Source organism: Actinosynnema sp. NPDC059797, from assembly GCF_042732085.1.
Lineage (GTDB): Bacteria > Actinomycetota > Actinomycetes > Mycobacteriales > Pseudonocardiaceae > Actinosynnema.
In genome coordinates this window covers 13,364-27,602 of the sequence record NZ_JBHWIE010000080.1, presented here as the reverse complement: position 1 = coordinate 27,602, position 14,239 = coordinate 13,364, and the positions used below count along the sequence as shown (strand labels likewise).

Here is a 14,239-nt window from a genome sequence, read left to right as displayed (position 1 = left end):
GCGCAGCTCGTAAAGCTTAGGGGCTCGTGGTCTCCCGTATGGCCTGGGCGCAGCCCTACCGCGCTTGTCAAGGGGTGTCGCACGCCCTTCGCGACACCCCTTGACAAGGGTGGTTGCCTCAGGCAGGCCATACGGGAGACCACGAGCGGCAAGGCTTGTCCCCCGGAGGCCTGCCCAGCGGCGAGCGTCCGCTTTTGAAGCCCGTGAACACCCCAGATCAGGAAGGCCGGCTGCTGCCCGCCGCGGCCCGTCGAGCCCGTGCCGCCCTGGCCCGTCGGGTCCGCAGGTACATCCCCAGCGCCAGCAGCAACCCGAGCCCGGCCACCGCCGTGATGGGCCCGCCCACGTTCCCGAACGCCTTCTCCATGGCCGTGTTCCGCGACCCGTCAGCCGTCGTGTTCGCGACCGCGCCCACCGCGGCGGACGTGCTGGTCGGCCGGGGCTCCGTGGTCTTCTTCCTGGCCTGCGGCGCGCCCTCCACCAACCGCCCGACCGGGTCCGCCGACGCCGACGCGGGCAGCGAGAACCCGTAGTCCAGCAGCCGCGCCGCCTGGTCGGTCATCCGCACCGGCGACTGCTGCCCGCGCAGCAGCACGACCACCAGCCGCTTCCCGTTCCGCTCCGCCGCGCCCACGTACGTGTGCTGCGCGTCGTCCGTGAACCCGGACTTGCCGCCCAGCGCGCCCTGGTACGTCGTCAGCATCCGGTTGTCGTTGACGATCTGCACGGTCCCGTTGCCGTTGGCGGCCGGGAAGTTCATCCGCTGCGTCTGCACGGCCTTGACGAAGTCCGGGTACTTCATCGCCTCCCGGAAGATCAGCGCCACGTCGTACGCCGACGTCGAGGTGCCCGGCCCGTCCAACCCGGACGGGGTCACCGCCCGCGTGTCCAGCGCGCCCAGCTCGGCCGCCAGCGCGTTCATCTTCCGGATCGCCGACGGGATGCCGCCCAACCTGCGCGCCAGCGCGTGGGCCACGTCGTTCCCGGAGGCCATCACCAACGCCTGGAGCAGCTGCTCCACCGTGTACGAGGCCCCGTCGCGCAGCCCGACGCACGTGCACTCCTGCGCTACGTCCTCGGCCGTGGCGGCCACCGTCGCGTCCTGCGGCAACTCCTTCGCGACCACGGTCGCGAGCAGCACCTTGATCACCGAGGCGGGGCGCTGCCGCCCGTGGGGGTCCAGCCCGGCCAGCACGGCCCCGCTGTCGAGGTCGGCCAGCAGCCAGTTCTCGGCCGAGATGCCGTCCGGCAGCACGGGCGCGTTCGGCGGCAGCACGAGGCCGCACTCGCCGAGCCGCTCGCCACCGACCGGGTTCTCGGGCACCTCCAGCGGACGGGGCGGCTGCTCACCGGGCGGCACCTGCTCGGACGTGTCCACCGGCGGAGGCGGTGTCACCTTGTTCTCGCAAGCCGGCTGAGCCCGAGCCGCACCGGGGACCAGCCCGGCAGCCAACCCGGGAGCCAACTCAGGAGCCAACTCATCAACCAACCCGGAAACCGCCCCACCAGGCGCAACAGCCGACGCCGAGGCCGGCGCGGCAGCGAGCACCGCGGTGGCCGTCAGCGCACAGGCAGCCGTGCAGGCGGCCAGCACCGGGGCAACGGACCGTCGGAACGCGGAGGGTCGCACCTGTCCAGGCTAACGACCCCGGATGAGTGACCTGCACCCGCCACGTCGGATACTGCTCCGGTGAAGCTCTCCCGCGGCATGTCCGTCTTCCTGCTTGCCTTCGGGGTGTGGTCCTGGGTGATCTGGCCGACCTTCCTGCGCAACATCTGGAAGGACCCCCGCTCGTGGGACGACGGGCCGACCGCGTTCTTCACCGTCCACCTGCTGCTCGTCATCGCGTCGCTCGCGTTCGGCACGGTCATCGGCCTGCTCGGCGTGCGCGGCCTGCGGGCGGGCCGGCAGTAGAACCCACCACACCTGGAGGCTCCGCCGTGGAGTTCGTGCGCCTGTTGCTGGTGTTCCTGCACCTGCTCGGCATGGGCATGCTCATCGCGATGTTCTTCGTCCAGCGCCGGGCAGGCGCCGACGCCCCGCTGAACAAGGGCTGGCTGCACGGCAGCGCGCTCCAGCTGCTCACCGGCGTGGCCCTGGTCGGCCTCGCGCCGCTCACCGACCAGGAGTACAACCACATCAAGATCGGCATCAAGACGCTGGTCCTGGTGGCGATCGCGGCCCTGGTCGCGGTGAACCTGAACAAGCCGAAGCCCGCGACCTGGCTCGCCCCGGCCCTCGCCGGCCTGGTCGTCCTCAACGTCGGCATCGCGGTCTTCTGGAGCTGAGCACCCCGAGAGGGGACAGGCGGTCACCGACGGCGGAACAACGCCCCCAGCAGCACCCCCGCGCCCACCAACCCGGCCGCGGCGCGGGGGCTGGGCCCGGACCGCACCTCGACCACCGGCTTGATCACCGCCGGCGGCGGGGGCACGGGCGGGTCCTTGAGCAGGTTCTCGCGGGCCGTGGCGGTCCAGGCCGTGATGAACAGCAGGAACTGCGCCACCAGGTTGGCGAAGAACAGCACGCCGATCACCGGCCCGAACGCGGCGCCCGCCGGCGACGTGGTGACGCTGCTCAGGTACAGCGTCCCGGCCTGCTTGAGCACCTCGAACCCGACCGCGGCCGCCAACGCGCCCTTGACCGCGCTCCGCCAGCCCACCGGCTTGCGCGGCAGCTTCGCCAGCACCCACAGGAACACGAGCCAGTTCGCCGCCAGCGCCAGCACGATCGTGCCGACCTTCAGCAGGAACTGCGCCCAGCCCACGCCCTCCAGGCCGATCCAGCGCAGCACCAGCTCCGCGAACCCGCTGCCCAGCGCCGTCAACCCGAACGACACCACCAGCGCGAGGCCCAGGCTGACCAGCGACAGCAGGTCCTTCAGCGTCGTCTTCAGGAAGGGCCGGTCCTCCTTGGCGTGGCCCCACTGGGCGGTCAGCGCGTCCCGCAGGTTGCTCATCCACCCCAGGCCGGAGTAGGCCGCGGTCAGCAGGCCCAGCACGCCCACGGTGCCCTTGGAGCTGACCGCCTGCTCGACCACGTCGTTGATCGTGTCGCCGAGCGCGCCGGGCACCGCCTCCGCGATGCTCGACTTCATCTCGTCCAGCAGACCGGGCTGCGAGACGAGCACGAAACCGGCGACCGCGAACCCGATCATCAGCATCGGCACCAGCGACAGCACGCTGAAGTACGTCACGGCCGCCGCGTAGTGCGCCCCGTACTGCTCCTGGTAGCGCTGGAGGGCGCGGAACAGGTGGTCGAGCCACGGCTTCTCCCGGCGCAGCCGATCGACCTTCGACTCGCCCCCAGCGCTTTCCGCCACACGAAAAAACTAAGGCCCGACCTGATCAAGCGCCACTCGGACGGGGGAGTGGCCCGATCCCCCACAGCCCCTCACCGCAGCCTGACCACAACCCCGCGGCTCAGCTCCCGGCCAGGAACCCGATCCGCTCGTAGGTCCGGGCCAGCGTCTTGGCCGCCACCGACCGGGCCCGCTCCGCACCCCGCGCCAGGACCTTGTCCAGCTCGGCCCGGTCCGCCAGGTACTCCGAGACCCGGGCCTGCACCGGCGTCACGAACTCGACCAGCACCTCGCCGAGGTCCTTCTTGAGGTCCCCGTAGCCCTTGCCCTCGTACCTCGCCACCAGCGACTCGACCGACTCGCCGCTCAACGCCGAGTAGATCACCAGCAGGTTGCTCACCCCGGCCTTGTTCTCTGGGTCGTAGACGATCTCGCGCCCGGTGTCGGTCACCGCCGACCGGATCTTCTTGGCGGCCCGCTTCGGGTCCTCCAGCAGCTCCACCACGCCCGCCGGCACGGACTTCGACATCTTCGACGTCGGGTCCTGGAGGTCGTAGATCTTGGCGGTGTCCTTGACGATGTAGGGCTCGGGCACCCGGAACGTCTTGCCGTACCGGCCGTTGAACCGCTGCGCCAGGTCGCGGGTCAGCTCCAGGTGCTGCCGCTGGTCCTCGCCGACCGGCACGTGGTGCGCCTGGTACAGCAGGATGTCCGCGGCCTGGAGGATCGGGTAGGTGAACAGGCCGACGCCGACCCCGGCCTCCTGCCGCGCGGACTTGTCCTTGAACTGGGTCATGCGGCTGGCCTCGCCGAACCCGGTCAGGCACTGGAGGACCCAGCCCAGCTGGGCGTGCTCGGGCACGTGGGACTGCACGAACAGCGCCGAGCGCTCCGGGTCGATGCCGAGCGCGAGCAGCTGCGCGGCGGACACCAGGGTGTTCTGCCGCAGCACCTTGGGGTCCTGCTCGACGGTGATCGCGTGCAGGTCGACCACGGCGTAGAACGCCTCGTGCGTCTCCTGGAGGGCCACCCACTGCCGCAACGCGCCGAGGTAGTTGCCGAGGTGGAACGAGCCGGCGGTCGGCTGGATGCCGGACAGGACGCGGGGCCGGCTCACCGGAGCGGCGGAGCTCTCGCCGGCGTTGTCAGCGGGGGTCTCAGGGGCCACGGGGACGATTCTCCCAGGCCGACCGCCGGTCACGGGTAGCGGGTCGGCGATCCGGATGAGACCTGCCGGCGCTCGAACCCCGGCGACCGCCCGGGCGCTCAGACCCCGGTGGCGGCCCGGGGCTCGGCCTGCTCGCCGGTCGCCGCGGCCGCCGCGCGCAGCAGCGCGGCCTTGCGCCTGCGGAGCAGCCCGGCGACCAACCCGACCACGCCGAAGCCCACGGCCGCGATACCGACGGGGGCGTCCAGGGAGATCGGCTGGGCTGCGACCACGTCAGCGGCGACCACGTCAGCCGCCACCGCGCTGTCGGCGGCGACCGCGACACCTTCGACGACCAGCGAAGACGCCGCGCCCAGGACCAATCCCAAGACCGCACCGCGACCGCGCACTGCCCAGCTCCTCACCAACAACCACGCCACCCACCAAAGGGTGAACCTCTGTTGACGGACGGCCGCGAACCTACCGAAGCTGTGACACTGGCTTGTTCGGATCGGTCGACGCGACCGGAGCAGGGTATCCACAACCGATCCCCCGCAACGCCACAGGGGGTATGGGATCCGCCACGGAGCCGAACGGCACCGCCGAACGGCGGCACCGAAGACCCCTTCCGGCCCAATGGGCGGCACTCCGACCCGGCCGACCTACCGAACGTCCTCCACCCGCCCGTACGTGGTGGTCCGCTGCCGAGCCGGCCGCCCGGCCAGCGCCGCCGTGGCCTCCAGCTGCCGCACCGTCCGCGCCGACCCGTGCTCGGACCCGGCCATGCGGCTGATGGTCTCCTCCATCAGCGTCCCGCCCAGGTCGTTGGCCCCGCCGCGCAGCACCTCCGCGGTCCCCTCGTCCCCGAGCTTCACCCACGAGCACTGGACGTTGTCCACGCGCCCGTGCAGCGCGAGCCGGGCGAACGCGTGCACCGCGCGGTTGTCCCGCCGCGAGGGACCGGGCCGCGCCACGCCCGCCAGGTAGATGGGCGCGTTGCGGTGCACGAACGGCAGCCCCACGAACTCGGTCAGCCCACCGGTCCGGTCCTGCAGCGAGGCGAGCACCCGGAAGTGCCCGAGCCAGTGCCCGGGGTGGTCGACGTGCCCGTACATCATCGTGCTGGACGACCTGATGCCGACCTCGTGCGCGGTGGCGACCACGTCCACCCAGGTCGCGGCGGGCAGCTTGCCCTTGGTCAGCACCCAGCGCACGTCGTCGTCCAGGATCTCCGCGGCGGTGCCCGGGATGGTGTCCAGGCCGGCGGCGCGCAGCTCGGTCAGCCACTCCCGCACGCTCACGCCCGCCTTGGCCGCCGCGCTGACGACCTCCATCGGGCTGAACGCGTGGACGTGCATCCCCGGCAGCGCCGCCTTGATCGCCCGCACCACGTCGGCGTAGTAGGTGACGGGCAGCTTCGGGTCGATGCCGCCCTGCATGCACACCTCGGTGGCGCCGGCCTCCCACGCCTCCCGCGCCCGCTGCACTACCTCCTCCACGGACAGCCGGAACGCGTCGGCGTCCCGCTCGCGCTGCGCGAAGGCGCAGAACCGGCAGCCGACGTAGCAGACGTTCGAGAAGTTGATGTTGCGGTTGACCACGTAGGTGACGTCGTCGCCGACCACCGAGGCGCGCAGCTCGTCGGCGAGCCGGGCCATGGTCTCCAGGACCTCGCCCTCCGCGGTCAGCAGCGCCAGCGCCGCGTCGGTGTCCTCCAGCAGCCGGGCGGGGTCGTCGGCGGCGATCGACAGGGCCCGCTTGGCGTCCTCGGGCAACCGCGGCACCGCACCACCACCGGCCAGCGCACCACCGGCCACCGGCGCCGCACCACCACCATCACCGGCCACCGGCACCCGCAGCGAGTCCCAGTCGCCGTAGACGCTGTCGAAGTCGCCCCGCCGGTCCGCCGAGCGCCCCTCGGTGTCGATCGCGGTGTTCAGGTCGGCCCGCCCGTAGGTGTCGAGCCCGCCGTCCGGCTCCTGCCACTCGCGGCCGACCACCGGCGCGCCGGGGTCGGCCAACCCGTCGGGCCCGGCCAGCGCGGCGACGTGCCCGGTGAGCCGGGCGTCGATCCACTGCCCGGCGGGCGCGGTCACGTACCGGGGGTAGGCGGCCAGCCGCTCCCGCAGCTCGAACCCGGCCTCCCGGGTGTGCCCGGCCAGCGCGTCCACCTGCGGCCACGGGCGCTCCGGGTTGACGTGGTCGGGCGTCACCGGCGACACGCCGCCCCAGTCGTCGACGCCCGCGCGCAGCATCAGCCCGAACTCCCCGCCGACCAGGTTCGGCGGCGCCTGCACGCTCGTGGACGACGGCATGACCAGCCGCGCCACCGCGATCGTGGCGGCCAGCTCGTGCAGGTCGGCGTCCGGCATCCCGCGCATCGCGGTGTCCGGCTTGGCCCGGAAGTTCTGGATGATCACTTCCTGCACGTGCCCGTACTGCCGCGCCACGCCGCGCATGGCCAGCAGCGACTCGGCGCGCTCGGTGACCGTCTCGCCGATGCCGATCAGGATGCCGGTGGTGAACGGGACGTTGACCCGGCCCGCGTCGGTCAGGACACGCAGCCGCACCGCGGGCTCCTTGTCCGGGCTGCCGTAGTGGGGGCCGCCCTGGTCCCGCCACAGCCGCTCGGAGGTGGTCTCCAGCATCATGCCCATGCTCGCCGCGACCGGCCGCAGCCGCTGGAGTTCCTCCCAGCTCAGCACGCCGGGGTTGAGGTGGGGCAGCAGCCCGGTCTCCTCCAGCACCGCGATGGCGCAGGCCCGGACGTAGTCGAGCGTGGACGAGTAGCCGCGCGCCTCCAGCCACTCACGGGCCTGCGGCCAGCGGTCCTCGGGCCGGTCCCCCAGCGTGAACAGGGCTTCCTTGCACCCCTGCGCCGCGGCCCGCCGCGCGATGTCCAGCACCTCGTCGCGCTCCAGGAACGCGGCGGGCAGCCGGTGCGGGACGGTGGCGAACGTGCAGTAGTGGCAGCGGTCCCGGCACAGGCGCGTCAGCGGGATGAACGCGTTGCGGCTGTAGGTGACGACCCCGGGCCGCCCCTCGGCCAGCAGGTGGGCGTCGCGCACCCGGCCCGCGGCGTCGAGCAGCGCGTCCAGGTCCTCACCGCGGGCGTGCAGCAGCACGGCGGCCTCGGTGACGTCGAGGACCGCGCCGTCGGCGGCCCGGCGCAACGCGCGCCGCATCGCCGCCGGGCTGGGCGTCGGTTCGGGCGGGGTGATCGAGATGTCCACGGCCACGACAACGACCTTAGGTGCCGGGAATTCCCGATCGCCGCCGGAGTGACTTCCCGTACACCCCACCCGACCGCTCAGCCGCCCGCCTCACCCCACCGACCCACGCCCGCACCACCCCTCACCGGGCACCTCACCCCTCACCGCACCGCGTGCCAGACACCTCACCGCTCACCGCACCGGGCACCTCACCCTTCACCACACCGGGCGCTGGGCACCTCACCGCACCGGGCTCCGCCCGGCCACCACCAACTCGGTGTTCCGGTCCACCACCGCCCCCACCGCCGCCGGGTCGGCGTGCGGGTCGTTGAACGCGAACTCCCGGGCCAGCGAGGCCAGCCCGCGCGGCGACTGGTCGTCGTAGTCGACCTGGTAGGGCGCGTCCCCCTCGACCAGCGTGGTGAACAGCGACAGCGTGCCGTCGGCGTTGTCGACCAGCTCGACGACCCGGGCGTGCTGCGGGTGGTCGACGTGCGCGGCGGTGTTGATCTCCCAGAACGCGCGCTCCCCGCTGCCGTGCGGCACGATCCGGTTCTCGTGGGTGTGGCCGTTGACCCAGGCCACCACGTTGGGGAAGCGCTGGAGCAGGTCCACCAGCGCGTCGCCGCCCAGGCGCGGGTCGAGCGGGCGGCGGCGGTCCGGCAGGAGGTTGCCCATGGTCCAGCTGCTGTGGTGGCTGAACAGGACGAACAGCTCGTCGGTGACGTCCTGGCGGCGCTCGAACCCGAACGCGTCGTAATAGCGGGAGCTGTTGCGCTTGAGGACCCTCTCCAGCCACAGGTACTGGTGCAGGCCGATGGAGCCCTCGGAGAGCCCCGCCGTGGTCGTGGTGTCGAGGCTGATCCCGGTCACGCCGGGCGCGACGCGGAAGGTGTAGAAGACGTCCACGCCGTCCGCGTTGTCCTGGGTGAACCCGTGCCCGTGGGGTCCGGGCCCGGTGTGGCGCGGGTCGAGGTGGGCCCGGACGAACTCCGCCGTGGTGAACGGCCTGCGGCGGGCGTCCGGCGTGACGGCGCGGACCACGCCGGAGCCGCCGGAGCCGCTCGCCGCCGACACCAGCGCGGCCAGCGCGTCGGGGATCGCGGCCGGGTCGGTGAAGGCCCTCGCCACGCGGCTCGCCGTGGTCGCGTCGACGCCGACGAGCTTGCGGTCGGAGGTGTAGAGGGCGTCGATGAACGGGATGCCGTCCGGGAGGGTGCCGACCACGCTGTCGTCGTGGTTGCCGAACGTGCAGTACCAGGGGACGCGCAGCCCCGGGCTGTCGAACGGCCGGATGGCGGCGTCGAGCAGGCCGGGGACGACCGGGAAGCCCTTGGCCTTGTAGTCGTCGACGAGGGCGGAGTGCGGGTTCCAGTAGGCGGCGACGCCGGAGTCCTGCACCCCCTCGTACCGGTTCGGGTCGCCGGTGTTGGCGGTGATCCGGCCGCCGTTGAGCACGGTGAGGAACCAGTCCAGCTCGACCAGCTCGTGGTTGTCGGTGTTGTCGCCGGTGGTCACCACGAAGTCGATCGGGCGCCCGGTGAACGGCCCGGTGCGCACGTCGCCGACCTTCCGCACGAGCGAGGCGGAGGTGTGCTGGGCGAGGGTCTCGTGGGCCCGGAACGCCCCGCCGCCCAGCAGCGGGTGGGTGTACTCGAAGCGGGCGGGGCTCTGCGCGTCCACCACGTGCATGTCGGTGAACTGGACGAAGCAGGCGAGCGGCACGCGCCGGTCGGCCCGCCCCGCCCCGGGCGGCGCCAGCTCGGACCGCACCACCACGGGCCACCCCGGCCCGGCCTGCAACCGGCGGTACCCCTGGCCGCCCGAGGGCATCGCCGCCACGTCGAGGGTCGTGCCGGTGGTGGCCGCCCAAGCGGGCCCGCCCCACAGCAAGGTCGCCCCCGCCGCACCCGTCGCCTGCAAGAACCGCCGTCGGCTGATCCCCATCGACCGCTCCCCACGTCTCGGTTGTCGTGAAAACTTCTCACGATCCCGTGAGGGGGTCACGAACTCCACGTGAAGTGCGGCCGAACGAGCGAAGCCGATCGTCGGGTGGATCGTTCCCGGTCGCGTTCCGCGAAACCGGCCCTCAGTCGTGCACGCCCGGGCTTCAGCCGTACACCACGGTCACGGGCGCGTGGTCCGACCACCGCTCACCGTAGGTCGCCGCCCGCTCCACCACCGCCGACGAGGCGCGGGCCGCCAGCCCCGGGGTCGCCACCTGGTAGTCGATCCGCCAGCCGGAGTCGTTGTCGAACGCCTTGCCCCGGTACGACCACCACGTGTACGGCCCCGCCACGTCCGGGTGCAGGGACCGCACCACGTCCACGTACCGCGCCTCGCCGAACACCCGGTCCAGCCAGGCCCGCTCCTCGGGCAGGAACCCGGACGACTTCTGGTTGGTCTTCCACGCCTTCAGGTCCTCGGGCCGGTGCGCGATGTTCCAGTCCCCGCACACCAGCACCTCCCGCCCACCGGCGGCGGCCTTGTCCCGCAGCTCCACGAGGTAGGGCAGGAACGCGGCCATGAACCGGTCCTTCTCGTCCTGCCGGGGCGTGCCGACGTCACCGCTGGGCAGGTAGAGCGACGCCACCACGACGTCCGGCAGCTCGACCTCCACGTACCGCCCGGAGTGCTCGAACTCCGGCGCGCCGAAGCCGACCCGGACCGCCTCGGGCGCGACCCGCGTCAGCACCGCGACGCCGTTGCGGCCCTTCACCTCGGAGTGCGCGTGCGCCACGTGCCACCCCTCGGGCGACCGCACCTCCTCCGGCAGCTGCCCCGGCTCGGCGCGCACCTCCTGGAGGCACACCACGTCCGCCGCCGTGGCGGCGAGCCACTCGAGGTAGCCCTTCTTCGCCGCCGCGCGCAGCCCGTTGACGTTGACGGTCGAGACAGTCAGCACGCCCGCAGCCTAGCCACGGCCCGCGACCGCCCACCTGCGCGGGTGCCCGCCGGGACGCCGCCCGGACGACGCGCCGCCCGCCACGTCACGAGCAGGAGCTGTCCTCGGTCGGCACCACGAACTCGTCCTTCGCCCAGCGGCCTTCGGAGAGCAGCCGGAACCCGTTCTCCACCCGCGGCTCGGCCTCCACCACGAAGTCGCGCCGCAGGGTCGACACGATCGGCTGGGTGTCGGCGGGCCCGGACCGGACGTTGAGGATGTCCGCGACCACCGTCACCCGGCACTCCCCCGTGACCTCCTCCTCCTCCGCGCCCAGCCTCTCGCCGCCGTTGGCGACGTACATCAACCCGGCCGCGCCCAGCACGCCGAGCACGACCATGGCCCGTACCGGAACACCCAACATCACGCCTCCACACCTCTCCCGAAGTGCAGATATAGCGCCGGCGGAGGCGTGGAAACCGGCAGCGCGCCGAATCCACCCCGGAGGCAAACCGACCGGGTGACCCCACCACCCGGCGATCACGGAGGGGCAGGCCACCTCGGCCCACCCAGGACCACCCCGGACCACCTCGGCTCACCCCGGGCGACCCCAGACCACCCCGAGCGCCCCCTGGGCCGCCCGAAAAAGCCCGGGGGCCCGACCGCACGAACGCGATCGGGCCCCGGGGTGGAGCGGTCGGCGTCAGCCGGCCATCTTCTTCTGCAGGTTCTCGTCCAGGGTGCCGAGGAAGTCCTCGGTGGTCAGCCACTCCTGGTCCGGGCCCACCAGCAGCGCCAGGTCCTTGGTCATCTTGCCGCTCTCGACGGTGGAGATGATGACCTGCTCCAGGGTCTCGGCGAAGCCGGTGACCTCGGGGGTGCCGTCGAGCTTGCCGCGGTGCTTGAGGCCACCGGTCCACGCGTAGATCGACGCGATCGGGTTGGTGGAGGTCGGCTTGCCGGCCTGGTGCTGGCGGTAGTGCCGGGTCACCGTGCCGTGGGCCGCCTCGGCCTCGACGGTCTTGCCGTCCGGCGTCATCAGCACCGACGTCATCAGGCCGAGCGAGCCGAAGCCCTGCGCGACCGTGTCGGACTGCACGTCGCCGTCGTAGTTCTTGCACGCCCAGACGTAGCCGCCCTCCCACTTCAGGGCCGCGGCGACCATGTCGTCGATCAGGCGGTGCTCGTAGGTCAGGCCCCTGGCGTCGAACTCGGCCTTGAACTCCTCCTCGAACACCCGCTGGAAGATGTCCTTGAAGGCGCCGTCGTACGCCTTGAGGATGGTGTTCTTGGTGGACATGTACACCGGGTAGTTGCGCTGCAACCCGTACGAGAACGAGGCGCGCGCGAAGTCCTCGATGGACTTGTTGAAGTTGTACATGCCGAGCGCCACGCCGCCGTCGGGGCCGAAGTTGGCCACGACGTGCTTGATCGGCTCGCTGCCGTCCTCGGGCGTGAAGGTGATGGTCAGCTCACCGGCGCCGGGGACCCGGAAGTTCTGCGTCTTGTACTGGTCGCCGTGGGCGTGGCGGCCGATGATGATCGGCTTGGTCCAGCCCGGCACGAGCCGCGGGATGTTGTTGATGATGATCGGCTCGCGGAACACCACGCCGCCGAGGATGTTGCGGATCGTGCCGTTCGGCGAGACCCACATCTTCTTCAGGCCGAACTCCTCGACCCGCGCCTCGTCCGGGGTGATGGTGGCGCACTTGACGCCCACGCCGTGCTTCTTGATGGCGTGCGCGGCGTCGATCGTGACCTGGTCCTCGGTCGCGTCCCGGTGCTCGATGCCCAGGTCGTAGTACTCGAGGTTGACGTCCAGGTACGGGTGGATCAGCTTGTCCTTGATGAACTGCCAGATGATCCGGGTCATCTCGTCGCCGTCGAGTTCGACGACGGTCCCCTGAACCTTGATCTTGCCCATACTCCGGGCGCTCCTCTCGCAACAGTGCAAGCAAGACAAGCGTACTGCTATGTCGGGCTGCTTGCGTCACCTCGGGCCGAAAAGGGAACGGCGTCACACCGCCGGGCCGGGTGGTGGCTGTGTCTCCTGCGCCAATACAACCAGCCCGGCGACCGGGGCGCGCCCCGGGGCGGCACTCGAACACTCGTTCGCCGTTCGGCGGCGCTCCGGGCGTCCGGGCCGCTAACCTCGACCCCAGTCGAGTGATCAAGGGGGCAGAGTTGTCGACGGGTCCGACCCACGCCATGAGCGGTCTGCTGGCCTGGGCGGCGGTGACCGCGTTCGCCGATGAGCACCCCATCGGCCAACTCACCCCGCAGAGCTGGGCGGTCGGCGCCGTGCTGGCCACCGGCGCCGCCCTGCTGCCCGACCTCGACCACCCCTCGTCCACCATCTCGCGGACGTTCGGGCCGGTCAGCCAGGGCGCCTCGGCCCTGATCAACACCACCAGCAAGTTCGTCTACCGCACCACGCGCACCCGCAAGGACTCCAAGCGCGACGGCGGCCACCGCGGCCTCACCCACACCCTGGTGTTCGCCATGGTCGCCGCCGTGTTCACGACGGCGGTGGTGCAGCAGTCGCAGAAGTGGGCGCTGCCGGCGCTGATGTTCGTGTTCGCGGGCCTGGCCGTGCGCGGGATCATGAACGACTGGTGCCCGCAGAGGGACGCCCTGCTGATCACGGGCGTGTCGGCCGGCATCACGATCCTCTGCCTGGCGTGGACGACGCAGACGCCGGCCAGCGCGGCGGCGTGCGGGCTGGCCGTGGGGATCGGGTGCGTGGCGCACTTCCTGGGCGACGCGATCACCGAGCAGGGCTGCCCGATCCTGTGGCCGATCCCGCTCGGGGGCAAGACGTGGTTCCCGGTCGCGCCGCCGAAGGTCATGCGGATGCAGACCGGCGGCAAGGTCGAGATGGCCGTGGTCGGGCCGCTGATCACCATCCTGAGCGTCTGGCTGTCCGCCGCGGCGCTCCAGCGGGCGGGCGCGCTGCCGTTCCTGGACTCCTTCGACCTGCTACCGATCTGACCCGACCCCGACCGACCCGACCCCGACCGACCCGGCCTCGATCGGCCCGGCCCCGATCGCGAGGGTGATTCAGACAACGGCCATTCGGCGGCTACCAGGACATCACCCGATCGGAGTAGCCTCCTCGCACCCCCGTCCCGCGTTGACCCGCGTCGAGGAGGACTCGTGCCCGAACACCCGCACGACAACGTTGTCGAGGTCGCCGGATGACCACCTGGCTCGGCCTGGACGCCGGTCACGCCGACAGCGCCACGGCGGACGCCGTGGCGGTGTCGCTGTACGAAACGCTGCTGTTCCACGCGCACGTCGTGTGCGTGCACGCGGTGGAGGACCACCACGCCCTGTCGTTCCGGCTCACCGACGAGCCCTCGGAGAACACGATCTCCACCCTCATCGAACGCGGCTACGGGGTCGCCGTGCACAACGGCGACCTGCAACACCTGGCCGGTCCGGCGCAGCTGACGCGGGGCGCCCTGAGGGCCGCCCTGGCCCACCGGGACCGGCGCGAGGGGCGGGCGCTGCGGTTCCCGGGCCAGCGCACGCTGCGCGGCCGCTACGGGGTGTCGGACATCATCGCGTTCAGCGCGATCGAGGAGGTCCTGCCGCACGGCATCAAGAGCGTCGACGCGCGCGGCGACCTCCAGCCGTTCTTCGCCAACGGCCGACTGGTGCTCCAGGCGCGCTGAGCGGCCGCGCACCCCTC

General features: G+C 72.0%; 13 protein-coding genes. 4 read left to right on the top strand and 9 right to left on the bottom strand.

Annotation, left to right across the window (positions count from 1 at the left end; genetic code table 11):
- Positions 1-217: 217 nt before the first annotated feature.
- The gene (locus ACFV4N_RS20100; RefSeq protein WP_499674070.1) at positions 218-1,378 is read right to left on the bottom strand and encodes a D-alanyl-D-alanine carboxypeptidase family protein; all 1,161 of its coding nucleotides are present in this window, start codon (positions 1,376-1,378) and stop codon (positions 218-220) included.
- 312 nt (positions 1,379-1,690) lie between these two features.
- Here ACFV4N_RS20100 and ACFV4N_RS20095 point away from each other — a divergent pair, with 312 nt between their 5' ends.
- Together ACFV4N_RS20095 and ACFV4N_RS20090 are read left to right on the top strand one after the other, a co-directional pair.
- Positions 1,691-1,915 (top strand): SCO4848 family membrane protein, encoded by a 225-nt coding sequence (locus ACFV4N_RS20095; RefSeq protein WP_499674069.1) that lies wholly within the window; start codon positions 1,691-1,693, stop codon positions 1,913-1,915.
- Positions 1,916-1,941: 26 nt separating this feature from the next.
- On the top strand, positions 1,942-2,289 hold the full coding sequence (locus tag ACFV4N_RS20090; protein WP_499674068.1) for a hypothetical protein: 348 nt from the start codon (positions 1,942-1,944) through the stop codon (positions 2,287-2,289).
- A 23-nt stretch (positions 2,290-2,312) separates the two neighbouring features.
- On the opposite strand, the gene yhjD is transcribed toward ACFV4N_RS20090, so the two are convergent.
- From yhjD to ACFV4N_RS20050, 8 genes are all read right to left on the bottom strand, one after another.
- The gene (gene yhjD / locus ACFV4N_RS20085) at positions 2,313-3,323 is read right to left on the bottom strand and encodes an inner membrane protein YhjD (RefSeq protein WP_499674067.1); all 1,011 of its coding nucleotides are present in this window, start codon (positions 3,321-3,323) and stop codon (positions 2,313-2,315) included.
- A 100-nt stretch (positions 3,324-3,423) separates the two neighbouring features.
- Positions 3,424-4,470: a tryptophan--tRNA ligase gene (gene trpS / locus ACFV4N_RS20080; RefSeq protein WP_499674066.1), complete on the bottom strand. Its 1,047-nt coding sequence runs from the start codon at positions 4,468-4,470 to the stop codon at positions 3,424-3,426.
- 98 nt (positions 4,471-4,568) lie between these two features.
- Positions 4,569-4,838, bottom strand: a complete 270-nt coding sequence (locus ACFV4N_RS20075; protein ID WP_499674065.1) for a hypothetical protein — start codon at positions 4,836-4,838, stop codon at positions 4,569-4,571.
- 273 nt (positions 4,839-5,111) lie between these two features.
- Entirely contained in the window at positions 5,112-7,688 is a 2,577-nt protein-coding gene (locus ACFV4N_RS20070) for a bifunctional FO biosynthesis protein CofGH (protein WP_499674064.1), read from the bottom strand.
- A gap of 213 nt (positions 7,689-7,901) precedes the next feature.
- Complete coding sequence (locus ACFV4N_RS20065; protein ID WP_499674063.1) at positions 7,902-9,608, bottom strand: TIGR03767 family metallophosphoesterase; 1,707 nt, start codon at positions 9,606-9,608, stop codon at positions 7,902-7,904.
- 163 nt (positions 9,609-9,771) lie between these two features.
- A complete protein-coding gene (locus tag ACFV4N_RS20060) occupies positions 9,772-10,566 on the bottom strand; it encodes an exodeoxyribonuclease III (RefSeq protein ID WP_499674062.1) in 795 nt (264 codons plus the stop codon).
- An 85-nt stretch (positions 10,567-10,651) separates the two neighbouring features.
- A complete protein-coding gene (locus tag ACFV4N_RS20055) occupies positions 10,652-10,969 on the bottom strand; it encodes an SH3 domain-containing protein (protein WP_499674061.1) in 318 nt (105 codons plus the stop codon).
- 279 nt (positions 10,970-11,248) lie between these two features.
- A complete protein-coding gene (locus ACFV4N_RS20050) occupies positions 11,249-12,469 on the bottom strand; it encodes an NADP-dependent isocitrate dehydrogenase (RefSeq protein WP_499674060.1) in 1,221 nt (406 codons plus the stop codon).
- 260 nt (positions 12,470-12,729) lie between these two features.
- On the opposite strand from ACFV4N_RS20050, the gene ACFV4N_RS20045 reads away from it, so the two are divergent.
- Positions 12,730-13,536 (top strand): metal-dependent hydrolase, encoded by an 807-nt coding sequence (locus tag ACFV4N_RS20045; RefSeq protein ID WP_499674059.1) that lies wholly within the window; start codon positions 12,730-12,732, stop codon positions 13,534-13,536.
- 206 nt (positions 13,537-13,742) lie between these two features.
- On the top strand, positions 13,743-14,222 hold the full coding sequence (locus ACFV4N_RS20040; RefSeq protein ID WP_499674058.1) for a hypothetical protein: 480 nt from the start codon (positions 13,743-13,745) through the stop codon (positions 14,220-14,222).
- Positions 14,223-14,239: the final 17 nt, after the last annotated feature.